Genomic DNA, 19,013 nt, shown 5'->3' on the forward strand with positions numbered 1-19,013 from the left:
CTGTGACAAAGCCACCCCTCTTGGCGGACACTCGGAAAATGAAGCACAACCGCGCCCGTCACACCGGGCCCTCACGCGCCGTCATCTACGTCCGCATCAGCCAGGACCGCACCGGCGCCCACCTCGGCGTCGACCGGCAGCGCGAAGACTGCGAAGCGCTCGCAGAATCCCACGGCTGGGAAGTCGTCGAGGTCTACGTCGACAACGACCTGTCCGCGTACTCGGGCAAGGCACGCAAGGACTACCGGCGGATGCTCGCCGACCTCGAGCTGGGCACCGCCACCGTCGTCATCGCCTGGCACACCGACCGGCTGCACCGCTCCCCCACTGAGCTCGAGGAGTACATCGACCTCAGCCAGCGGCGCGGCGTCGACACCCACACCTGTCAGGCCGGCGAACTCGACCTGTCCACGTCGTCCGGCCGAATGACCGCGCGCATTCACGGGGCCGTCGCCCGGCACGAGTCCGAGCACAAGGCCGAGCGCGTGGCGCGGGCTCGCCTGCAGAAGGCAAAGGCCGGAAAGTTCGGCGGCGGCCTTCGCCCGTTCGGGTGGGGCGTCCCCACCGGCGAGACGCGGAAAAAGACCGTGAAGGGCACCGACGAGGAGATCGACGTGCCCGTCCTCGACATGAGCAAGCTGGTGCCCGAGGAGGCCGCGGCGCTCGACGCCGGTACGGATCAGATCCTGGCCGGCGGTTCGGTCCGGGGCTGGGTGCGGTGGCTCGCCGACAAGGGGCTGAAGTCCTCGACGGGCAAGGCGATCGACCACCAGTCGGCGCGTGATCTGCTGCTGCGTCCGAGGAACGCAGGAATCGCCGTCTACAGGGGCGAGGAGATCGGGCGCGGCGCCTGGGAGCCTGCGGTGGATGAGCCGCGCTTCAGGGCCGTTGTGGCGATCCTGACGAACCCGTCACGGATTACGTCACCGGGGCCGAATCCGAAGTGGTTCGGATCCCTGATCTACGAATGCGGGCGCCCGGGGTGCACAGCGAACGTCACGTGCACCCGGACGGGTGGCGGGAACCATCCCTCGTACCGTTGCGATGACCAGCACGGCGGCGGGCGGAAGGCCGAGACCCTCGACCGGTACATCGAGAACCTGCTCATCGAGCGGCTGTCACGCGACGACGCGGGCGAGCTCCTCGCGCCGGCCGCCGACGGCGTCGACGTCGCGGCACTGCAGCTGGAGAGCGAGCAGATCCGCCGGCGGCTCACCGACCTGGCGGGCATGTTCGGTGCCGGGCAGGTAGACATGGCCCAGTTCACCGAGGGCTCGGACGTCGCGCGCGCCCAGCTGGAAGGCATCACCAGTCAGCTGGCCCGGGCCGCGGTGAAGGATCCGCTCGTCGGCCTGGTCGGCGTGCCCGATGTACGCAAGGCGTGGGACGGGCTCGACCTCGACCGCCGGCGCGCGGTCCTGCGGTCCCTGCTCCGGGTGATCCTGCACAAGCCCCGCCCCGGCCGCATGCCCGACGGCGGGTACTTCGACTACGAAGCAGTCGAGACGCGGTGGAAGCGGTGACAGGCGTACCGGCCTCAGCTGCCTGTTTCGAGCGGTGGCAGGAACCCAGCCTTGCGGGCAGCACCGACCCACTTCGCCGCCGTGGAGTGCGAGACAGCAAAGTGCGCCTGCACTGCCCTGGTTGGCGGCGTGCCATTGCGCTGCGCCGCCTCATAGATCTTGGCCACTTCCTGAAGATGCTCTGGCGTGATTCGCCGGCGCCGCTGAATCCCGCTGTCCAGGTAGGCCCGGTCGCCGACTTCTAGCTCCAGCCGCGGCAGCTTGCCAAGAGATTCGCTGGCCTCGGCCCTTCTGTGAGAGAGCCGGAGGAACTCAACCATCACGCCTACCGCGTACTGCGCCCAGCCGGACGGCGGAAAGGCCTGAACGATCTGCCCTAGGTGTCGCTCCCAGTGGTTACCGAGACCGGTGATCCGGGTGAGTGTGACGCCGTCCGAAGCCGAAGCTCGGAAGCTAACGACGACCGCCACCGGATCACCCTCCTGAATCATTTCTGGCGTCTGGATGGTCATGAAGAAGTCATCGGGCACCGTCACGTAGTTGTCCATCATGACGGGCCGGATGTTCAGCTCGTCGCTGGTCAGGTCCCAGTTCGATGGGGCAGCCAGGACTCGCCATCCTGCGGGGGGTGTGTCAGTCATGGGTCATAACATGCCCGATTGGCAAGGCTATGGCAAGACCGCACTGCCGATCTGGCTAGGAAGATGCACGGATCGACCAATCCGACCGGCTGCCCTTGTGTTCCCTTGTGTGCCCTTGGTTGTCCCTAAGTTCGCCAATCCCAAGGGCAAAAAAGGTAGCTGTGCGTTGCTCGACGTAGCGAGACGTTGCTGAAGGTTGCATGGCATGCACACGGGTCCTAGCCAGACGCTAGCCAATCCCCGGGAAATCTCTCCACCCTCCCGTCACGCCTCGGCCTAGCCATTCCTGCTGCTCATCGCGATTCATACGCACGCACCCAGGCTCGACGCCCCAGCCGAGGACTCCGCCAACACGCAACGGCGCCCCACCCGGCGGAGGCGCCTTACGGATCTCGGGCACGCAACCCCTGGCTAGTAAGTCCTAGCCATATCGACACACCTACCAACTAGCCGGATACCTTGTACAACGGCAAGGGGTCGGCTACGGTTACGCCATGGCCCAAGCAGCGCAGATCTTGCGCCTCGCCAGGGTTCGAGCTGCCGTTCATAGCGGTGAAGCCCGGCAACTACGCGAGGCCGCACACCTGTCCATCGGAGAAGTCGCCCGAGCTTGCGGGGTAGACCAGTCCACCGTCTGGCGATGGGAACAGGGCACCAGGAAGCCGCGAGGGGATCAAGCTCTCGCCTACGGAGAGCTCATCGACTCTCTCCGTACAGCGGCCAAAGTCTCCCCCGGAGACGGCGACGGCGCCGGACCTTGCACGTCCGACGCCGTCTGACGAAACGCCCGTTCTACCAGCGCAAACCAGCAAAAGGCGCCGGGGGGTCTTGCACACCCCCACGGCGCCCAGGAAGGAACGTCCCATATGCATGCTCCCACGACGTCAATGTCGCCGTCGACCCAGGCTGCTGTCCGCCCTCCGATTACCGTTGAGGAACTGTTCAGCACGCCCCTCGACCAGCTGTTCACGCAGCTCAACGCCGAGATCACCGTTTCAAGCATCACCGACCCGAACTTCTTCGGGGCCGTCGTCGCCCGCCCGGGCCACCCGATCCTCGTCCTGCTGCCCGCAGGCCGCGACGACTTCGAGCGCGACACCGTCGCCCGCAAGCTCCTCGCCGACGCAATAGGCCTCGATCTCGCCCCGCTGCCCGGAAGCCTCGAAACGCTCGTCATGTCGGACTTCACCGACCAGGCCAACGCGAAGGCGGCCCGCCCGTGAGCCAGCACACCGAAGAGGCCGCCGTCCCTGGCCGCCCGGCCGGCGTCGATTACGGCGACGCCGCGTACTGGGAGCGCATCCGACGCATCGTCTCTGAAGCTCCCCCCTTCAGCGAGCACCAGAAGGCCGTCATCAGGGCCGCGTTCCACCAGCCGGCCAAGCAGAAGGAGAAGGCGGCATGAGCGAGCGTCCTGGCCAGTGGCCCGTCGATGAGCCCGTCGACCTTGACACCGTCGAAGGCGACGACCAGGGCGCCCGCCACCTCCAGCTCGTCGCCGAGCAGGCCCGCTTCCACGTCACGCTCGGCTCCATCCGAGCCGACCTCGAAGCCCAGCCGAGTGAGGTATGCCTCCGGGCCGCCGCACGCCGCTGGCAACAGGCCATCACCCAGCTCGCCGACGAGCTCGGCCAGCAGCTGAAGAACACCGGGTGACCCGCCGGCCGGGCCACACCACGGCGGCCCGGCCCACACGGACACCCCACCCCAGCTCGCAGAAGAGAGCCCGTTCGTGAACGACACCATCGCCTTCAACAGGCTCGCTGACCTCCTCAGCAGCATGGGCGAACCCACCCGGTACCAAGGCGGCGCAATCCGCACCCGCGGCCTCTGTCACGGAGGAGACGCCGACGGCACCGTCGCCATTCGACGGGGCAACAACGGCGGCGTCGTCGTGTTCTGCCACAAGTGCCAGGGCAACGCCGACTACCTCACCGCAATCGGCTGGACCGAAGCCGACCTGTTCGACGAGCCCCTGCCCGAGCGGCAGTACGACCGGCCCGCGGACGACGCTTGGATCCCCTGCCAGGACCGCGGACACAAGCGGGTCGCCCAGTACCTGTACCGGGACGAGAACGGCGCCGTCATTCACGGCGTCACCCGGTGCGACCGCAAGGACTTCGCCCAGTGGCGCCCCGACGACAGCACCAAATCCGGCCGCCGCTGGTCCCTGAACGATAAGCAGGGCAATCGACTCGTCCGCACCGTTCCCTACCGGCTTCCCGAACTCCTCACAGCCAAGACCGCCGACCGGGTCATCTGGATCGCCGAGGGCGAGAAGGACGTACACGCCCTCGTCGACCACGGCCTGGTCGCGACGTGCAACGCAGCCGGATCCGGGAAGTGGACTGCCGAGCATGCCCAGTTCCTCGAGGGCGCCGACATCACCGTCGTCGCCGACCGCGACACCAAGGGACGCGAGCATGCCGAGCTTGTAGTGAAGACCCTCACCGGAATCGCCCACTCGATCTACGTCGTCCAGGCCAAGACGGGGAAGGACGCAGCCGACCACTTCGAGGCCGGCCACAAGGACAGTGACTTCAACCAGGTATGGGCCCCGGCCCCGTACCCGGGCGACCCGGCGGTGACCGCGTGAGCACTGCCCCCAACTGGGCCCCCAACGTTCGGGAAGCCGTCCCCGGGCTCCTGCCGGACGAATTCTGGGATGCCCGGCCCGAACTGCAGAAGATCCGGCAGGCCGCGCACTCGAAGGCGTGCTCAGGCGACGTGCTCTTTCACAGCTCGCTCGCCCGGCTGTCCGGCATGATCTCGCACCACATCCGAGCAGAGACCGGCATCGGCGGCCGCGCCTCGCTCAACATCTTCGCCGCCATCGTCGGCAACTCCGGCGCAGGCAAGTCCACCGGCTCGTCCCTGACACGCGGACTCATGCCCGCGCCGGCGGAGGACTTCCGGGACGGCCTGCCCGTCGGCTCTGGGGAGGGGATTGCCGAGGCGTTCATGGGCACCGTCGAGGAGCCCACTGGCGAAGTCATCAGCCGCGGCAAGAACATCGGCGATCCGGTCATGCGGAAGGTACGGAAGCAGGTACGCCACAACGCGTTCTTCTACGTCGACGAGGGCCAGACCATCGCCAAGCTGGGCGAGCGCAACGGGTCCGTCCTCGGAGAAACCCTGCGCCGGGCCGCAGTGGGCGAGACGCTCGGGCAGACGAATGCATCCGAGGAGCGCACCCGCTATGTACCGGCAGGCTCGTACAACCTTGGCTTGCTCGTCGGATTTCAGCCCAGCACCGCTGTCCCCGTACTGGCCGACGCGAGCACGGGCACCCCCCAGCGCTTCCTGTGGTCTTGGGCCGACGATCCATCCATCCCGGACATGCCGCCTGCGTGGCCAGGGGAGTTCGACCGGCACCCGGGGTTCCTGCAGCCTGACGGTCCGGTGGACGTCACCTTCCCCCTGCGAGTCAGGACCGCCCTGTGGCAGGAGCGCGTCGCCCGCGCCCGCGGCGAACTGGAAGTTCCGGAGCTCGACGGGCACGCCGGCCTCATCAAGGTGAAGGTGGCCGCGCTCCTGGCGCTCATGGACGGTGGGCGCACCGGAGTGACGGATGAGGACTGGCAGCTGGCCGAGGTCGTCTGGGAGTCGTCCTGCGCCGTCCGGGACGCGCTCGTCGTCCGCGCGCAGCGGGAGGCGGCGGCCGAACGGCAGCGCGAGGAGGACGCGAAGGTCCACCAGGTCATGCGCGAGCACGAAGCGAAGGCCGACGCGGACCTGGCACTTGAGCGCGTCGCCAGGCTCGTACAGAAGCACGCCTCGCAGGTCGGGGGCGTCACCTTCGGGGAGCTCAACCGCAAGCTGGCGAGCCGTGACAGGAAGGTCGCCCGAAAGTCGATCGACCTTGCAGAGGCCCGCGGGTGGGTCTTCGAAGAAGGCGACCGGTTGTGCGTCAAGACGGACTAGGAACGTGCCAAAGGCGTGGACACGGGGCCGGTTGTGGACATGTGGACGCGTGTCCACACCCCCCCGTCTCGTCGGAACAAAGGCCGCCGCCAGCCCTCTATATAACAACAAATAGGACATCTACTTTCACTCACGTCACGCGCGACGGGGGGGTGTGGACATCCGTCCACATGTCCACGTCCACATGTCCACATCTCATCTGAACGTCCATCGGAGGACAGACCATGACCTACGCCATGCACGCCACCACCGCCCTTGTGCCCGCCGCGCCGGGCTGGAGCGTCACCGTTACCGACCTCTCGGACGGCGACCCCAGCCTCTGCCCTGTCGTCGCCTGGGCGTCCGTCGTCACGGGCTTCGACAGCGACGGGGCCGTGCAGACCGAGATCTACCCGGCCTTCGCCGCCCACGGGCGCATCTGGACGAGCCCGCAGTACCCCGTCGGCCCGGACCCCCTCGTCGTGCCGCCCACCTTGTGAACGTCGACGACGTGGTGGCCGCCCGCATAGAGGCCGCCCGCGTCCGCATCCAGGCGGCGAAGCGCCGGCGCGAGGAACTGTCCGCCGCCCGCATGCGCGGCCTTGCCGCGCGGCACGCCACCAAGCTCCGGCGCCTCGCAAGCCCGGCCGCCAGTGAAACGAAATCCGTGACGAAATCCCCCGAGGAGAACCAGTGACCACAGAGACTGTCATCGCTCTGGGCGACGACCGCGACACCACGTACACCGTGCAGACCACCGCTATTGACGTCGGTGCGTGCACCGCCGAGCGCGGCGCCTGCCGTAAGCGCGGCGTCCTCGCCGTCCGCAACGCCATCTCTCAGCAGCGGCCCGCCGAGTCCAGTGCCGTCGTGATCACCCTCTGTGCTGAGCACCAGGACGCCGCGCCCCGCATGCACGAGGCGTGGGTGGCCGACGCTCGCGAGCTGCAGGACCCCGCCAAGCGCGCCGAGTTCCTCGCCAGCGCCGGCGTCACCGTCTGACCGCAAGGAGAGACCAGCCATGAACCTTCAAGAACTCGTCACGGACCTGATCATCCGCACTGAGAAGGCGGTGGAACGGGTCGCCGGCCTCTCGGCACACACCGGCATCACCTTCAAGGTCGTCGACATCGTCGACGCCGTAGAGCGGGAACTGCCCGTCGACTACCCCTCGCCCACTACGGCGGGGGCTGCCACCCGCCGGGACATCATCGCGTCCATGGCCGAGGACATCCTCAGCGGCGCGATCTACGAGGACCACGCCTGACCCCGCACGCACACAGGCCGCCCCCGCGGGACTCGGGGGCGGCCACCCACCCAGCATCCCAGGTGATGCGAATGCATCACCTCCCCCCGAAGGAGATCCCGTGAGCGAGCAGCTCGACAACTTCTCTGCCGCCCAGTGGAAGAGCATGGCCGCCAACCTCGGTGTCGACCTTCAGGTCACCACCGATGCGTTCGGCCGGCCCGATATCCGGCTCGACCGCAAGGCCATGACCGCCTTCCGCGACGGCGCCCTTGCCCGCGGCTTCCCCGACATCGCCGCCGTCTTCAGCCAGGCCCTCGCCAGCTGACAAGCCGACGCCCTGTCAGCCCATCCCACTCGCACAAGGAGATCCACATGTCCGGAGAGACCGTCATCACCGTCGTCGGCAATTTGGTCGACGACCCCGAGTTGCGCTACACCCCGGCCGGCGCCGCCGTCGCCAAGTTCCGGGTCGCCTCCACTCCCCGCGTCTTCGACCGGCAGACCAACGAGTGGAAGGACGGCGAAGGCCTGTTCCTCACCTGCTCCGTGTGGCGGCAGGCCGCCGAGAACGCGGCCGAGACCCTGACCCGCGGCATGCGCGTCATCGTCCAGGGCCAGCTCAAGCAGCGGTCCTACGAGGACCGCGACCAGGTGAAGCGCACCGTGTACGAGCTGGACGTGTACGAGGTCGGCGTCAGCCTGGCCCGCGCCTCGGCCAAGGTCACGAAGAACCCGGCCGGTGGCGGCCAGCAGAGCAACGGCCAGGCCCCGGCCCAGCAACAGCCCCCGCAGCAGGCCGGCGGCTGGGGCGGCGGTCAGCCTGCGCCCGCGGCCGCGCCCGCAGCGCGCGGCTACTCGGACGAGCCCCCCTTCTAGATCGGAGACCGACGATGAGCAACGAGATGGCGTGGCTGCTGCACGGGATCCTCCTCGGCATGATGCTGGCGGCCATGGTCCGCCTGGTCGCGGACGCCGTGTTCGCGCAGCGCACCGCGACCGCTGCCAAGGCCGCCGCTGACCAGGCGCTGAAGCTGGCCCGAGGGGACCTCTTCCTGTCGAGCCTGCGCACCTACCGGCACGCGCCCCGGACGGAGGCACGGTGACCACCTGCCTGCTGTGCGACGAGCACGACGAGACGGGCGGCATGCTTTGCCCTGCCTGTACCAAGGCGACCCGCGTCCGGCTCGAAGCCCTGCCCGTCCTCTACCGGGGTCTCGCCCCGCTGCTCACCCCGTCGGTCAGCGGCGGGCAGGGCAGGTCCGGGAAGGGCGGGCCGGCGCCCATTCCCGTCACGCTCGACGTGCTCGACATCCGCGGTCCCGGCGGCATGGCTTCCCTGCTGGAGTCGTGGGTCGACGCCGTCCGCCAGGAACGCGGCAGGCCTGAGCAGCCCCACACCGGGAGCCCTGAAGGCCGGGTGGACCGGGCGGCCGGTGCCCTGCTGGGTTACCTGCCCTGGATCGCTGTGTCGTGGTCGGAGGCTGGTGACTTCGCCAAGGAGATCCGGGAGCTGGCCCGCTCGGTCTCCACGATGATCCGGCCGCCCGACACCGACCGCGGCACCCGCATCGGGAATTGCCCGGCCCAGTTCGAGGACGGGGTGATCTGCGGTGCAGCGCTCCGGCTCCCTCCCGGCGAGCGGGTGGTGAAGTGCGCCTGGTGCCTGACCTCGTATCCGCCGGCCACCTGGGCCGGGCTGAAGGTGCTCGTCGACGAGGACGAGAGGACGGCCAGTAATGCCGCATGACGCGTTGTCGCCACCCCCCTTGACGTCTGTCGCCACCCCTGGTTACAGTTGTGGAGCAGGCACCGCTTCCGGTACTAGGAGGGACGTGACTACGTGGAGAGAGCGCCATGACGCAGCCGTCCGTAAGCAGGAAGCCGCACAGCAGGCCTACCGGGAAGCAACCGACGAACGGGCACAGGCCCTGATCGATGGCGAAACCGAACTCGGCAGCCAGTCAGCTGTAGCGCGAGAACTCGGGGTCACCCGGGCCGGGATCAGCAGGGCGATCAACGCCCTCAAGCAGAAACAGATGTAGCGACACCCCACAACTGAAGACGGCCCAAGGCCGGTGCTACCAACACCGGCCAAGGGCCTGACCGAACTCCCTGATCAACCCAAGGAGACGGCTATGGCTAACTCTGCCATGCCCGCGGCACAGTCCGCGATGGCCCCCGCGCAGCAGCTCAACGAGCGCTTCGCCACCATCTACGCCCAGTTCCAGCCCCGTATCGTCAGCCTCGTCCAGCGCGAGGTCCGCGGCGGGAACACACACCTCGCCGAAGACCTCGCCGCCGACGCCTTCTACCGGGCGTGGCTCGACCTCCACAAGTGCCAGGCCACCACCGACGCCCAGACATACAGCTGGCTCGCCACCCTCGCCCGGCGCACGGTCATCGCCCACTACCGGGCGAAGAAGAACACCGCCGAGATCCCCGCCGACACCGGCAGCTGGCAGTACGCCAACCGCGAGATGGGCTCCGGCCCCGCCGGCACGTACATCCCGGCCGTCACCGGCTTCCGCACCGCCGCCCTCACCGGCGCCAGTGACTCCGACCCCGACATGGACGAGCCCCTGCGCCGCGCCCGCCAGACCGGCGGTGCCCGATGAGCGACCTCCGCCACCTCCTCGAGGCCGTCCTCGAGGCGATCGACATCCCGCACCCGGCCACCATCGGTGACCAGGACGCTCACCGCGCCCTCCTCGAGGCCCGAGCCAGCCTGGCCGTCACCGTCGCCCGCGCCGCGCTTGCCGAGCACCCGGACGGGATCGGCTGGAACGCCGACTACCTCCGCAGAAAGCTGATCGAGTACCCGGCCACCGGCTACCGCACCACCGTGGGCACGGAGGCCGGCCGATGAGCGCGCCCCGCACGATCACCGTCCCGACCGCCGACCAGGGCGACGTCGAAGTCATCGAACCCGACTGGTGCACAGCCGACCACACCTTCGAGGGCTACCGCGAGGACATCGAGCACTCCGGCGCCGTCACCCACCTGGTCATCCCCACCGAGTGCCACGGCCAGGTCCGCGCGCTCCCCGTGGGCTTCGTGTGGCGCCCGTTCAGCCCGACCGACGACCGCATCACGGTCGCCATCGAGCTGGACGCCTGGCACGAGTTCGACTCCGCCGGCCTGGATCGCGTCGCCGCGGCCCTCGTCGAGCACGCCGCCACGCTCCGGGTGTACGCCCGCCAGCTCTCCACCCTGAGGACCAAGGACGGCCACCGATGAACGCGAAGCTGACCAAGGGGCAGGTCGCAGTCCTTGTCCTCGCCACCATTCCGATGGTCGCCGCCGGTGTGGCCGGCGGCTGGGGCACCTACACCAACATCGTCACCGAGTTCCACCGGGCGGCCACCGCGATGGGCGTCGTCGCCGCCGGTGAAGGCGTGACCCTCGTGCTCGCCCTCGTCATGGTCGGGCTGACGATGCTCGGCCAGGCCGCGCCCGCCCCGGTTCGCGTCGGCCTCTGGCTCGCACCCCTCGCGGCCGCAGTCACCGGCATCGTCGTCGCCGACAACATCACCGAGGGGGTCGTCTACGCCATGACGCCGATGGCGATGTCCGCCTCGGCGGAAGGACTCGGCCTGCTGGCCCGCCGGATCGTCGTCTACCGCACCGGCATCGACATGGAGGTCCAGCGCCGCAACGCCGACACGATCCAGCGCCTCGCCTACCACCGGGCCCGCGCGGCCAACCATCCCGGCAAGTGGGCCAAGGTCTACTCGGCCCGCGCCTCGTGGCGGCTGGCGAAGCGGGTGGGCGTCGGCGACACCGAGCTCGGCGGGAAGCTGGTCGACGTGCAGCGCACCCGGCTGGTCGACGGGGCGGACGCGGCACTGCTGGACATGCTCTCGGTGGACACCCCGCAGCCTGCCCCGCCGGTCGTCGTCGAACGTGTCGAGGTGCCCATGGACACCCCGGACGAGGTGACCGACACCCAGCCCGCAGCGATCGAGCAGGCCCCGCCCGCCCCGGTAGCAAAGCCGCTGGTCATCTGCGGTGACCGAACGGTGTGGCCCCTCGCGGCACCCGACCCGGATCCTGACGACGAGGTGCCCGTCGACACCGACGACAGGTTGCCGACCGAAGCCGCCGCAAACGTGATCCGGGCGGGGTGGGTGCTGGGCACCTCTGCCACCGAAACGGCCCGCCAGGCCACCCGGAGCGTGTCCTACGTGAAGAAGGTGTTCGCCCGCCTCGACGAGGAGCGCGACCGCCTCGCCGCCGAGAAGGACGCCCCCGCCATCCGCCTCGTGAAGGAGCAGGGCGCATGAGCGACCTGAACAAGGCGTCGCAGGACGCCATCGACGCAGCGGCGAACAGCGAGCAGGTCGCCCTCGTCCTCGCCGTCCTGCAAGCCCAGCAGATCACCCAGGCGCAGCAGGCCCCGGTACCGCCGGCGCCCGTGGTCCAGCAGTCCGGCGGCGCGGCCAAGTGGATCGGCATCGGGCTCGGTGGTTCCGCTCTCCTCCTGGCCGTCGCCGTGTCCGCAGTCGCCGTCGCCATCAGCGCCGTCGCCCTGACCATCTGCGTACTGATCCTGCGCAGCGTGTGGCAGGACCTGCGCAAGGGCTGACAGCCGCCCGCGGCGCCCGGAGTGTGACCGGGCGCCAAGGGGAGCCGGACAGCCCCGGCCCATCACCCCGACGACGACAAGGACCCGCCATGACCACGCAGACCGCCACCTGGCCCGAGGGCGTCATCGCCCGCTACCTCACCGTCGGCGGCGCCACCGTCGACATCACCCACGACACCCTCACCGCCGAGGACACCGAGCCGAACGTGTCCGTCGCCGCTTGCGGCGGATGCCTCGCCTACACCAACCGCGAATGGCGGCTGCGCGCCGACCGGTGGGACAACGGCAAAGTCTGGTCGGACGAAGCGGCCCACGCCTGGGCCCAGTCCCACGCCGAGACCTGCCGGGCCATGCCGAAGCCGTCCGCCTGACCCGGCCCGCCCTGTCGTCCCCAGCCCCGCGGCTGGTGGCGGCAGAGAGGCCCGGATCGACCGGACCCGACATCGAGGAGATCCATATGTGCCGGTGCCCCGACACCAAGGTGCGTCCCGGAGACCCGTGTGCGGACCACTGCCCGCAGGAACTGGACCACGAGCGCTACTTCGCCCGCGGCCTGCCCGCCCCCTGCGGGTGCACGCCGAGCAAGTAGCACCACCCGACACGACGAGAGGACACCCCATGTACAGCTACACCGCAGCCGAGTCCCGTGAGCGCCGCAAGCTGTTCCGCCGCGGCTTCCACCAGGCCATCGGCGACAACCTCGACCCCGCGGTGACCCGCCGCATGCACGAGATCGACGCGAAGGCCGCCGAGCGTGGCGCCCGGGAACTGGCCGCCCTGCAGAACAAGACGGACGCCGACCGCCAGGCCGTTGCCGACGCGAAGGCCGCCGTCCGTACCAGCAAGTGGGGCGCCGACAAGTCGGCCGCCAGGGACGCGCTGCGGGCCGCTGAGAAGCAGCTCCGCCGGTCCGAGCGGGTCCTGCACCGCGCCGAACAGCAGTAGCTACGCCACGGGGCGGCCGTCATCCGCCAAGACCATCGGCCGCCCCGTGCCCCGTACCGCCCATCGAGCAGCAGGAGCAACCATCATGACCGACGCCCTGGTCCGCCCCTTGAACGGGCACACCATCGAGAAGCTGCACCCCATTCCCCCGGAATCCATCGACAAGACGCCGGCCGGACCGGTCGGGCCGGAGACGGCCCCGGTCGTCGAGGCGCCGGAAGTCGTCGAGGCGGTCGACCGCCCTGACAACCCGCTCGCCGACTGGCTGACCGTGCCCGACGCCCCGGTCCTGCCCGCCTGGGCTCGCTCCGCCGCGTCCATCAAGGCGAACGTAGGCGCGTTCGTGCGCCTCACCTGGTGGCAGGCCCGCTACCACGGCGTCCGCACCCCCAAGTACCTCGTCAAGACGCTCCTGCTGGCCGCCCGCGGCTTCTACCGGGCCACCGTGGGACTGTGGCCGACGCTGTCCGCACAGGACCACAGTGCGGCCGTGAAGGCGCTTCGCGTACAGAGCAAGGCCAAGCCCGAGGATGTCGAGCTGGCGCTGCGGCTGCAGATGGCGCACGCCAAGCGCACCCAGACCAGGCGGTGGCGCTTCGGCGCTGCGGCCGTAGGGGTGGCCGCAGCCACCATCGGCATCATGCTCGCCGACCCGCTGCTGCAGACGGGCATGGCGGGCGCCATCGTCACGCCGCTCGCCTACCTCGGCCGCGGCAAGGAAACCCACCTCCTCGACCAGGGCGCCCCGCCCCTGCGCGTCGACATGTCCGCGCAGCAGCTCAACGACGCCCTGCGCGCCGCCGGCCTCCTGAAAAGCGGCCGGGGCGACGAGGAAGGCCCCCGGGTTACGTGCACGATGGGCCCGGTTCGTGACGGCCGCGGCTGGGCCGTGATCTTCGACCTCCCCCGGGGCGGGGGCAAGACCGCGTCCGACGTGCTGGCCAAGCGGGAAGTCATCGCCCAGGAGCTGGGAGTCGATGAAATCCAGGTCATCATGTCCCGCGTCCGCGCCGCCAAGGGCGGCAACGCCGGCCGCGTCTCGATGTGGGTGGCCGACGACGACCCCTACCTCGGCACGCCGAACCCGTCCCCGCTGGCCAAGGCCGAGACGTTCTCCATCTGGGACCCGATCCCGTTCGGCCAGGACGCCCGCGGCAACCGCATCGAGGTGCCCGTCATGTGGCAGTCGATGTTCTTCGGAGGCCTGCCCCGGCGCGGCAAGACGTTCACACAGCGCCTCATGACCGCGGCCGGGCTGCTGGACGCCTACGTGCGGCACTACGTCGCCGACGGCAAGGGCGGAGCGGACTGGATGCCCATGCGGGCCGTAGCGCACCGCCTGGTCATGGGCGCCGAAGACGACGCCGTCGAGGCGCTCAAGGCGATGCTGCAGGAGCTCCTCGTCGAGATGGAGCGCCGGTTCGCGATTCTGCGGGAGCTCCCCACCAGCATCTGCCCCGAGGGGAAGCTGACGCCGGAGATCGTCCGCCTGAAGAACCTGCCGGTCATCTTCGTGACCATTGATGAGCTGCAGGAATACTTCACCGCGATGGAGAAGGACGATCGGGAGCAGGTCATCAACGACCTGTGTCGCATTGCCCGCCGCGGCCCTGCCGCCGGGTTCGTGTCCAACTTCGCTTCCCAGCGCCCGGATGCCGAGTCCGTGCCCACCAAGCTGCGGGAGATCATCACCCTGCGGTACTCCACGCAGGTCGTCGACCGCACCTCGTCCGACATGGTGCTCGGCAAGGGCAAGGCCGCACAGGGCGCCGACGCGTCCGTCCTGTCCGAAGACCACGTAGGTACCGGCGTGCTGGTCACCGGGCCCGCGTCCTACGTCACCGTGCGAGCCGACTACCTCGACGGCCCCGGCTTCGCCATCCTGTGCGCGAAAGGCCGCACGCTTCGGCAGGCCGCCGGCCAGCTCACCGGAGACGCGACCGGCGACGTCACCGCGGCCGCCGACGCCGCCGGGGTCAAGCTCGCCCCGATCCTCTCCGACGTCCTGGAAGTGATGCGGCACTCGCCGCGCATGTTCACGACCGACCTCCTCGCCGGGCTCGTCAACATCGACGAGGACACCTACGGCGACTACAACGGCGAACGCCTGGCCGCCGACCTCGAAGCCGCCGGGGTGAAGCGCGCCAGCAAGCAGGTGAAGATCGAGGGGAAGTCCCTCGCCGGGTACCAGCGCCGCGACATCGAAGGCGCGGTCCCCGCCGAGATCCTCCTCGACGGAGGCCGCGGGTAGAGGGTCCCCCTCTACCGGGCCCCGATCACGACCCCCTTTCGGGCTCCTGCCAGCACCATCCGGCAGGGGCCCGAAGTCATGGGGTCCCCAAACCGGGGTCATGGGGGTGGTCATGGCTCCCGACCTGCAAGGTAATGCGGGTAGAGGGGCCTGTCCTAAGCCAGCAGTACCGCGCCACAATGGGTACATGGAGTACCTGCTGCCGCCCCGCGGCCTGCTCACGACCAAGCTCGCCGCCCTCAACTGCGGCGTCCAGCCCGCCACCATCCGAGACTGGGTCAGGCGCGGCATCCTCGCCCCATGCGGCGGCACTCCCAAGCGTCCCGTCTACCGTCTCGCCGACGTCGAAGCAGCCCGATCCGCGGCCAAGCCGACCCGTAACGGGCAGCGCGGTGTCAACGCCGCTTGACGTGCGGCGATCCGTGCGCCACGATTTGGGCACCACACGCATGCCCAGCAACACCCAGGCCCCGCCCCACGGACGGGGCCTTCGTCGTCTCAGTGCTCAGAGGCTGTCGAGGATCTTCGTCCGCCTGTCCTGATACTCCACATCCGTGATCGCGCCAGCGGCTCGAAGCTGATCCAGCGTCGCCAGACGCGTACCTACGTCCTGTTGCGGAATCCCGGCGGACGTCGCTTGGGCAGAAGGGGCGCCCGGAGCCGTCCCGGACGCAATGTGCATACGGAGCTTGTCCGCCAGCGCCTTCCCCTGGTCCTTCGGCACCGACTTGATCTCAGCCTTGTTGCCTGACGCATAGACCGACAGAGTGCCCATGATTAGTCCGCCCGACCACTGGACCGAACTGATCTTGCTATAGGGGAAGTCCTCGACCTGTTGGCTCATCATCCCGTGCTTCAGGAAGATCAACCGCATGCTGGTCATAGCCAGCAACCCGTTGCCCTTGCCGTAGACCCCCGTGGCGAGCATCTCGACCGTCTCGCCCTCCCACAACACCTCGGGCAGATGGTTGATCTCCCGCTTCGAGCCGAGAGTCCCCCGCAACTGCTCCGCCGCCGCGTCGATGTCCGGCCTTACGTTGAACGTCCCCATGACGCACCCCTCCTCATTGGTGCCCGGATCGTACCGAGACGGCCCCCACCGGGACCTCGAGTTGGGAGATGAACCGTGGCCGGCCGCCGCGACCTCACCGCCTACGCCTACCGCAAAGCCCGCGCCCGCTTCCTCGCCGACTCCGACATCTGCCACATCTGCGGCCACCCCGCCGCCAACGTCATCGACCACCTCACCCCCGTGAGCAAGGGCGGCTCGACCAGCGACCCCGACAACTGGGCGCCCGCCCACGGCATCACCCGCTGCCCCACCTGCGGACGCAACTGCAACGGCGAGAAGGGCAACAGCACCACCGCGCCCCGCCTCACCACCTCACGCGACTGGTACGCCTGACACGAGGAGCCCCATGCCCAGCACCGCCGCCGGCCCCTGGGCCACCGAGCACCGGCTGACGATCCGCACCCAGACCGAGACGCGTCCCGGACCACTCGATGAGGCCACCGGCGACCGCTGGGCCGAGCACCGCCACACCGGGCTCACCCTCGTCGCCTGCAACTGCGGCTACGCCACCGGCTGGGTGCCGGTCACCGATCTCCCGAGCCTGGCCGACCTCACCAGGCAGCACGGAGGCACCTGAATGGGTCGCGTCGTCGCAGGTCAGAGGCCCGGAGCCGTTCCGTTTCTTTGAGTGATCGTCTTCCCAGCCCCGCGCCCAGCTTTTATTTTTCTCCCCCCGGCCCTGACCAGCACATATGCGATCACTGAGACCGACCCGGCGGGAGGTATGCCATGGCAGCCAGGCCGCTGGAGATCGGCGAAGCAGGCGTTCACGCAGGCCAGGCGATCGCCCGCCTGCGAGAGGCCCGCGGGTGGGACCAGCAGGAGCTCGCCGATCGGCTGACGCTGGCCGGCCGCCAGGTGTCGCAGCCGATCGTGAGCCGTATGGAGGCCGGGACGAGGCGCATCGACGTGGACGACCTGGTGGCCGTGGCCGAGGCGCTGCAGGTGTCGGTGGCCGTGCTGCTGCCGCCGGCCACCGCGCCCGCCCCGCCGCCGGCCGCCGCCGTGGTCCCTGCCCGTTCAGAGGACCCGGGCCCGGTGGAGGCCGCGCTGGCCGACGACATCGAGGCGCTGGGCGACCTGCAGGACATGGAGCCGACCCACGCAGCCGTCGCGTTTCGGCTGGCCCGGCAGATGGATGGCATGCGACCGGCGGCGTGCGAGGAGTGCGGCGCCACGGTGCAGGTACCGAACGATCCGCGGATCCTCCCCAACTTGGCGCGGGAGCTGCGGGCCACGGTGGCCGCGCTGGTGGAGGGACGGGCCGGGGACGATGACGATGACGACGACCTCGGCGACCTCGGAGCCGTCTGAGACGTGGGCGCCGCCGCCGGAATTCGCCGCCCAGTGCCTGGACCTGTACGGGCTGACCTGCCCGCCCCGTTGGGGCACCCCGCGGCGGCCTGAGTTCCCCAGTCTTGGCCCGAAGATGTGGAAGGTCATGACCGCGCTCGGCGCTCCGCCGATGCCGTGGCAGAAGTACGTCTCTGACGTGGCCCTGGAGATCAACCCGGCAACGGGTCTCTTCGCTCACCGCGAAGTGGGGCTCTCGGTGTCCCGGCAGCAGGGAAAGACGGAACTCTGCCTCGGCGCCCAGTGCCATCGCGGGATGGCATGGCCGCGGCAGAACATCATCTACGCGGCTCAGACCAGGGGCATGGCGCGGACGCGCTGGGAGGATGAGTTCTGGGAGAAGATCGCCAGTTCCGTGCTGGCGAAACGTGCGCGTATCCGTAAGAGCAACGGCAACGAGGCCATCATCTGGTCGGCGACTCGTTCCCGGATGGGCATCACTTCGAACACGGAGAAGGCCGGACACGGCCCACCGCTGGACATGGGCTTCATTGACGAGGCGTTCGCCCATGACGATGACCGGCTGGAGCAGGCGTTCAGCCCGGCGATGCTGACCCGGGCCATGGCGCAGCTGTGGTGGGCGTCGGCCGGTGGTACGGAGAAGAGCGTCTGGCTGAACAAGAAGCGGCAGGCCGGGCGGGAGCACATCGAGCGCTTGTGGGCGACCGGTGAACGGCCGGCAGTGGCCTACTTCGAGTGGTACGCGCCTCCGGACATGCCCCGGGACGATCCGGCGACGTGGCGGGCGACGCTTCCCGCGCTGGGGCACACGGTCACCGAGGACATCATCCGTGCGGAGCTGGAGAAGATGGATCCAGCCGAGTTCGACCGGGCGTATCTGAACCGGACTCGGAAGGCGACGCCGCCGACGGACCCGAACGTGCCGAAGCTGAAGTGGCCGGGCCTGGCCGACGAGAAATCGAGGGCGGGCGCCGATGTGGCGTTCGCCGTCGACGTGTCGCAGGACCGCAAGCACACCTCGATCGGGGTGGCGTCCGTGCGCGCGGATGGGCGGGTTCACCTTGAGCTGGTGGACCGCCGTGCGGGCACGGACTGGGTGGTGGACGCGCTCGTGCGGCTGAAGGCGAAGCGCAACCCGCTCGTCATCGCGGTCGCCTCGTCCGGGGCCCCTGCCGGGTCTCTCATCGATGACCTGGTGAAGGCCGGGATCACGGCCCCGCAGGACAAGGACAAGCCGCACCGCGGGCACCTGGCCGTCATGCGAACCAACGATGTGACCGAGGCGTGCGGGCAGATCGCCGACGCGATGAACCAGGGCCGACTCCGCCACCTCGACCAGGCGCCGCTCACCGCCGCGGTGAACGGGGCCCGTACCCGCAAGGTCGGCGACGCGTGGACGCTGGACCGCACCAAGTCCCTGACCGACGTTGCCCCGTTCGTCGCGGTGACGCTGGCCCGGTGGGCGCTGCTGGCCAAGGGGCCGGCGGTCCTGGACGACTACGACCTGCTGGGCAGTGTCCCGATGTGAGG

General features: G+C 69.4%; 32 protein-coding genes. 30 read left to right on the forward strand and 2 right to left on the reverse strand.

The genetic code is table 11. The features are described from left to right. The first annotated feature begins 38 nt into the window (after nt 1-38). The gene (locus tag ACF1FZ_RS21440) at nt 39-1,523 is read left to right on the forward strand and encodes a recombinase family protein (RefSeq protein ID WP_391774979.1); all 1,485 of its coding nucleotides are present in this window, start codon (nt 39-41) and stop codon (nt 1,521-1,523) included. Nucleotides 1,524-1,537: 14 nt separating this feature from the next. Here ACF1FZ_RS21440 and ACF1FZ_RS21445 read toward each other — a convergent pair whose 3' ends face one another. Beyond that, nucleotides 1,538-2,164, reverse strand: a complete 627-nt coding sequence (locus ACF1FZ_RS21445) for a hypothetical protein (protein ID WP_391774980.1) — start codon at nt 2,162-2,164, stop codon at nt 1,538-1,540. A 494-nt stretch (nt 2,165-2,658) separates the two neighbouring features. Here ACF1FZ_RS21445 and ACF1FZ_RS21450 point away from each other — a divergent pair, with 494 nt between their 5' ends. The 25 genes from ACF1FZ_RS21450 to ACF1FZ_RS21570 all read left to right on the forward strand — a co-directional run bounded on the left by ACF1FZ_RS21450 (nt 2,659) and on the right by ACF1FZ_RS21570 (nt 15,506). Beyond that, entirely contained in the window at nt 2,659-2,943 is a 285-nt protein-coding gene (locus ACF1FZ_RS21450) for a helix-turn-helix domain-containing protein (protein ID WP_391774981.1), read from the forward strand. Nucleotides 2,944-3,030: 87 nt separating this feature from the next. After that, nucleotides 3,031-3,387, forward strand: coding sequence for a hypothetical protein (locus tag ACF1FZ_RS21455; protein ID WP_391774982.1), 357 nt, complete (start codon nt 3,031-3,033; stop codon nt 3,385-3,387). After that, nucleotides 3,384-3,569: a hypothetical protein gene (locus ACF1FZ_RS21460; protein WP_391774983.1), complete on the forward strand. Its 186-nt coding sequence runs from the start codon at nt 3,384-3,386 to the stop codon at nt 3,567-3,569. Before ACF1FZ_RS21455 ends, ACF1FZ_RS21460 begins: the two co-directional genes overlap by 4 nt. Beyond that, entirely contained in the window at nt 3,566-3,820 is a 255-nt protein-coding gene (locus tag ACF1FZ_RS21465) for a hypothetical protein (RefSeq protein ID WP_391774984.1), read from the forward strand. Before ACF1FZ_RS21460 ends, ACF1FZ_RS21465 begins: the two co-directional genes overlap by 4 nt. 76 nt (nt 3,821-3,896) lie before the next feature. Beyond that, on the forward strand, nt 3,897-4,760 hold the full coding sequence (locus ACF1FZ_RS21470) for a toprim domain-containing protein (protein WP_391774985.1): 864 nt from the start codon (nt 3,897-3,899) through the stop codon (nt 4,758-4,760). Further along, complete coding sequence (locus ACF1FZ_RS21475; RefSeq protein WP_391774986.1) at nt 4,757-6,088, forward strand: hypothetical protein; 1,332 nt, start codon at nt 4,757-4,759, stop codon at nt 6,086-6,088. Before ACF1FZ_RS21470 ends, ACF1FZ_RS21475 begins: the two co-directional genes overlap by 4 nt. A 224-nt stretch (nt 6,089-6,312) precedes the next feature. After that, nucleotides 6,313-6,567, forward strand: a complete 255-nt coding sequence (locus tag ACF1FZ_RS21480; RefSeq protein WP_391774987.1) for a hypothetical protein — start codon at nt 6,313-6,315, stop codon at nt 6,565-6,567. After that, on the forward strand, nt 6,564-6,764 hold the full coding sequence (locus ACF1FZ_RS21485) for a hypothetical protein (RefSeq protein WP_391774988.1): 201 nt from the start codon (nt 6,564-6,566) through the stop codon (nt 6,762-6,764). Before ACF1FZ_RS21480 ends, ACF1FZ_RS21485 begins: the two co-directional genes overlap by 4 nt. Beyond that, nucleotides 6,761-7,069: a hypothetical protein gene (locus ACF1FZ_RS21490; RefSeq protein ID WP_391774989.1), complete on the forward strand. Its 309-nt coding sequence runs from the start codon at nt 6,761-6,763 to the stop codon at nt 7,067-7,069. Before ACF1FZ_RS21485 ends, ACF1FZ_RS21490 begins: the two co-directional genes overlap by 4 nt. Before the next feature lie 19 nt (nt 7,070-7,088). Then, nucleotides 7,089-7,334, forward strand: a complete 246-nt coding sequence (locus tag ACF1FZ_RS21495; RefSeq protein WP_391774990.1) for a hypothetical protein — start codon at nt 7,089-7,091, stop codon at nt 7,332-7,334. A gap of 100 nt (nt 7,335-7,434) precedes the next feature. Beyond that, nucleotides 7,435-7,641 (forward strand): hypothetical protein, encoded by a 207-nt coding sequence (locus tag ACF1FZ_RS21500; RefSeq protein ID WP_391774991.1) that lies wholly within the window; start codon nt 7,435-7,437, stop codon nt 7,639-7,641. Nucleotides 7,642-7,688: 47 nt separating this feature from the next. Further along, a complete protein-coding gene (locus ACF1FZ_RS21505; RefSeq protein WP_391774992.1) occupies nt 7,689-8,192 on the forward strand; it encodes a single-stranded DNA-binding protein in 504 nt (167 codons plus the stop codon). 14 nt (nt 8,193-8,206) lie between these two features. Then, on the forward strand, nt 8,207-8,419 hold the full coding sequence (locus tag ACF1FZ_RS21510) for a hypothetical protein (protein ID WP_391774993.1): 213 nt from the start codon (nt 8,207-8,209) through the stop codon (nt 8,417-8,419). Beyond that, nucleotides 8,416-9,063 carry a hypothetical protein gene (locus tag ACF1FZ_RS21515; protein WP_391774994.1) on the forward strand — a complete coding sequence of 216 codons (648 nt, stop codon included), beginning with the start codon at nt 8,416-8,418 and terminating at the stop codon, nt 9,061-9,063. The genes ACF1FZ_RS21510 and ACF1FZ_RS21515 overlap by 4 nt, the downstream gene beginning before the upstream one ends. Nucleotides 9,064-9,148: 85 nt before the next feature. After that, complete coding sequence (locus ACF1FZ_RS21520; protein WP_391774995.1) at nt 9,149-9,358, forward strand: hypothetical protein; 210 nt, start codon at nt 9,149-9,151, stop codon at nt 9,356-9,358. 93 nt (nt 9,359-9,451) lie between these two features. Next, the gene (locus ACF1FZ_RS21525; RefSeq protein WP_391774996.1) at nt 9,452-9,931 is read left to right on the forward strand and encodes an RNA polymerase sigma factor; all 480 of its coding nucleotides are present in this window, start codon (nt 9,452-9,454) and stop codon (nt 9,929-9,931) included. Beyond that, nucleotides 9,928-10,182, forward strand: a complete 255-nt coding sequence (locus ACF1FZ_RS21530; RefSeq protein ID WP_391774997.1) for a hypothetical protein — start codon at nt 9,928-9,930, stop codon at nt 10,180-10,182. The genes ACF1FZ_RS21525 and ACF1FZ_RS21530 overlap by 4 nt, the downstream gene beginning before the upstream one ends. Then, on the forward strand, nt 10,179-10,553 hold the full coding sequence (locus tag ACF1FZ_RS21535; RefSeq protein WP_391774998.1) for a DUF6907 domain-containing protein: 375 nt from the start codon (nt 10,179-10,181) through the stop codon (nt 10,551-10,553). Before ACF1FZ_RS21530 ends, ACF1FZ_RS21535 begins: the two co-directional genes overlap by 4 nt. Then, nucleotides 10,550-11,599, forward strand: a complete 1,050-nt coding sequence (locus ACF1FZ_RS21540; RefSeq protein ID WP_391774999.1) for a hypothetical protein — start codon at nt 10,550-10,552, stop codon at nt 11,597-11,599. The genes ACF1FZ_RS21535 and ACF1FZ_RS21540 overlap by 4 nt, the downstream gene beginning before the upstream one ends. Beyond that, nucleotides 11,596-11,901 carry a hypothetical protein gene (locus tag ACF1FZ_RS21545; protein WP_391775000.1) on the forward strand — a complete coding sequence of 102 codons (306 nt, stop codon included), beginning with the start codon at nt 11,596-11,598 and terminating at the stop codon, nt 11,899-11,901. The genes ACF1FZ_RS21540 and ACF1FZ_RS21545 overlap by 4 nt, the downstream gene beginning before the upstream one ends. Before the next feature lie 89 nt (nt 11,902-11,990). After that, nucleotides 11,991-12,272: a hypothetical protein gene (locus tag ACF1FZ_RS21550; protein WP_391775001.1), complete on the forward strand. Its 282-nt coding sequence runs from the start codon at nt 11,991-11,993 to the stop codon at nt 12,270-12,272. Between the two features lie 35 nt (nt 12,273-12,307). Continuing rightward, the gene (locus ACF1FZ_RS21555) at nt 12,308-12,490 is read left to right on the forward strand and encodes a hypothetical protein (protein ID WP_391775002.1); all 183 of its coding nucleotides are present in this window, start codon (nt 12,308-12,310) and stop codon (nt 12,488-12,490) included. Nucleotides 12,491-12,519: 29 nt separating this feature from the next. Continuing rightward, the gene (locus ACF1FZ_RS21560) at nt 12,520-12,846 is read left to right on the forward strand and encodes a hypothetical protein (RefSeq protein WP_391775003.1); all 327 of its coding nucleotides are present in this window, start codon (nt 12,520-12,522) and stop codon (nt 12,844-12,846) included. Nucleotides 12,847-12,931: 85 nt separating this feature from the next. Continuing rightward, nucleotides 12,932-15,097, forward strand: coding sequence for an FtsK/SpoIIIE domain-containing protein (locus ACF1FZ_RS21565; protein ID WP_391775004.1), 2,166 nt, complete (start codon nt 12,932-12,934; stop codon nt 15,095-15,097). A 187-nt stretch (nt 15,098-15,284) separates the two neighbouring features. After that, nucleotides 15,285-15,506, forward strand: a complete 222-nt coding sequence (locus ACF1FZ_RS21570) for a MerR family transcriptional regulator (RefSeq protein ID WP_391775005.1) — start codon at nt 15,285-15,287, stop codon at nt 15,504-15,506. Between the two features lie 96 nt (nt 15,507-15,602). Here ACF1FZ_RS21570 and ACF1FZ_RS21575 read toward each other — a convergent pair whose 3' ends face one another. Further along, the gene (locus ACF1FZ_RS21575; protein ID WP_391775006.1) at nt 15,603-16,148 is read right to left on the reverse strand and encodes a PH domain-containing protein; all 546 of its coding nucleotides are present in this window, start codon (nt 16,146-16,148) and stop codon (nt 15,603-15,605) included. A gap of 75 nt (nt 16,149-16,223) precedes the next feature. Between ACF1FZ_RS21575 and ACF1FZ_RS21580 the strand changes: the two genes are divergently transcribed. The 4 genes from ACF1FZ_RS21580 (at nt 16,224) to ACF1FZ_RS21595 (ending at nt 19,011) form a co-directional block, all read left to right on the forward strand. Continuing rightward, on the forward strand, nt 16,224-16,502 hold the full coding sequence (locus tag ACF1FZ_RS21580) for an HNH endonuclease (protein ID WP_391775007.1): 279 nt from the start codon (nt 16,224-16,226) through the stop codon (nt 16,500-16,502). Nucleotides 16,503-16,515: 13 nt separating this feature from the next. Next, nucleotides 16,516-16,746: a hypothetical protein gene (locus tag ACF1FZ_RS21585; RefSeq protein ID WP_391775008.1), complete on the forward strand. Its 231-nt coding sequence runs from the start codon at nt 16,516-16,518 to the stop codon at nt 16,744-16,746. Between the two features lie 152 nt (nt 16,747-16,898). Next, the gene (locus tag ACF1FZ_RS21590; protein ID WP_391775009.1) at nt 16,899-17,483 is read left to right on the forward strand and encodes a helix-turn-helix domain-containing protein; all 585 of its coding nucleotides are present in this window, start codon (nt 16,899-16,901) and stop codon (nt 17,481-17,483) included. Further along, a complete protein-coding gene (locus ACF1FZ_RS21595; RefSeq protein ID WP_391775010.1) occupies nt 17,449-19,011 on the forward strand; it encodes a terminase large subunit domain-containing protein in 1,563 nt (520 codons plus the stop codon). Before ACF1FZ_RS21590 ends, ACF1FZ_RS21595 begins: the two co-directional genes overlap by 35 nt. Nucleotides 19,012-19,013: the final 2 nt, after the last annotated feature.

The sequence above is a fragment of the Streptomyces sp. NPDC014623 genome (genome assembly GCF_043088245.1).
GTDB lineage: Bacteria > Actinomycetota > Actinomycetes > Streptomycetales > Streptomycetaceae > Streptomyces.

Excerpts from the sequence above, each read along its gene's own strand:
- ACF1FZ_RS21525 (WP_391774996.1), top strand. The coding sequence starts at position 9,452 with ATGGCTAACTCTGCCATGCCCGCGGCACAGTCCGCGATGGCCCCCGCG.
- ACF1FZ_RS21495 (WP_391774990.1), top strand. The coding sequence starts at position 7,089 with ATGAACCTTCAAGAACTCGTCACGGACCTGATCATCCGCACTGAGAAG.
- ACF1FZ_RS21590 (WP_391775009.1), top strand. The coding sequence starts at position 16,899 with ATGGCAGCCAGGCCGCTGGAGATCGGCGAAGCAGGCGTTCACGCAGGC.
- ACF1FZ_RS21585 (WP_391775008.1), top strand. The coding sequence starts at position 16,516 with ATGCCCAGCACCGCCGCCGGCCCCTGGGCCACCGAGCACCGGCTGACG.
- ACF1FZ_RS21445 (WP_391774980.1), bottom strand. The coding sequence starts at position 2,164 with ATGACTGACACACCCCCCGCAGGATGGCGAGTCCTGGCTGCCCCATCG.
- ACF1FZ_RS21535 (WP_391774998.1), top strand. The coding sequence starts at position 10,179 with ATGAGCGCGCCCCGCACGATCACCGTCCCGACCGCCGACCAGGGCGAC.
- ACF1FZ_RS21550 (WP_391775001.1), top strand. The coding sequence starts at position 11,991 with ATGACCACGCAGACCGCCACCTGGCCCGAGGGCGTCATCGCCCGCTAC.
- ACF1FZ_RS21455 (WP_391774982.1), top strand. The coding sequence starts at position 3,031 with ATGCATGCTCCCACGACGTCAATGTCGCCGTCGACCCAGGCTGCTGTC.
- ACF1FZ_RS21450 (WP_391774981.1), top strand. The coding sequence starts at position 2,659 with ATGGCCCAAGCAGCGCAGATCTTGCGCCTCGCCAGGGTTCGAGCTGCC.
- ACF1FZ_RS21575 (WP_391775006.1), bottom strand. The coding sequence starts at position 16,148 with ATGGGGACGTTCAACGTAAGGCCGGACATCGACGCGGCGGCGGAGCAG.
- ACF1FZ_RS21595 (WP_391775010.1), top strand. The coding sequence starts at position 17,449 with ATGACGACGACCTCGGCGACCTCGGAGCCGTCTGAGACGTGGGCGCCG.
- ACF1FZ_RS21480 (WP_391774987.1), top strand. The coding sequence starts at position 6,313 with ATGACCTACGCCATGCACGCCACCACCGCCCTTGTGCCCGCCGCGCCG.
- ACF1FZ_RS21545 (WP_391775000.1), top strand. The coding sequence starts at position 11,596 with ATGAGCGACCTGAACAAGGCGTCGCAGGACGCCATCGACGCAGCGGCG.
- ACF1FZ_RS21505 (WP_391774992.1), top strand. The coding sequence starts at position 7,689 with ATGTCCGGAGAGACCGTCATCACCGTCGTCGGCAATTTGGTCGACGAC.
- ACF1FZ_RS21565 (WP_391775004.1), top strand. The coding sequence starts at position 12,932 with ATGACCGACGCCCTGGTCCGCCCCTTGAACGGGCACACCATCGAGAAG.
- ACF1FZ_RS21510 (WP_391774993.1), top strand. The coding sequence starts at position 8,207 with ATGAGCAACGAGATGGCGTGGCTGCTGCACGGGATCCTCCTCGGCATG.
- ACF1FZ_RS21560 (WP_391775003.1), top strand. The coding sequence starts at position 12,520 with ATGTACAGCTACACCGCAGCCGAGTCCCGTGAGCGCCGCAAGCTGTTC.
- ACF1FZ_RS21465 (WP_391774984.1), top strand. The coding sequence starts at position 3,566 with ATGAGCGAGCGTCCTGGCCAGTGGCCCGTCGATGAGCCCGTCGACCTT.
- ACF1FZ_RS21530 (WP_391774997.1), top strand. The coding sequence starts at position 9,928 with ATGAGCGACCTCCGCCACCTCCTCGAGGCCGTCCTCGAGGCGATCGAC.
- ACF1FZ_RS21570 (WP_391775005.1), top strand. The coding sequence starts at position 15,285 with ATGGAGTACCTGCTGCCGCCCCGCGGCCTGCTCACGACCAAGCTCGCC.
- ACF1FZ_RS21440 (WP_391774979.1), top strand. The coding sequence starts at position 39 with ATGAAGCACAACCGCGCCCGTCACACCGGGCCCTCACGCGCCGTCATC.
- ACF1FZ_RS21540 (WP_391774999.1), top strand. The coding sequence starts at position 10,550 with ATGAACGCGAAGCTGACCAAGGGGCAGGTCGCAGTCCTTGTCCTCGCC.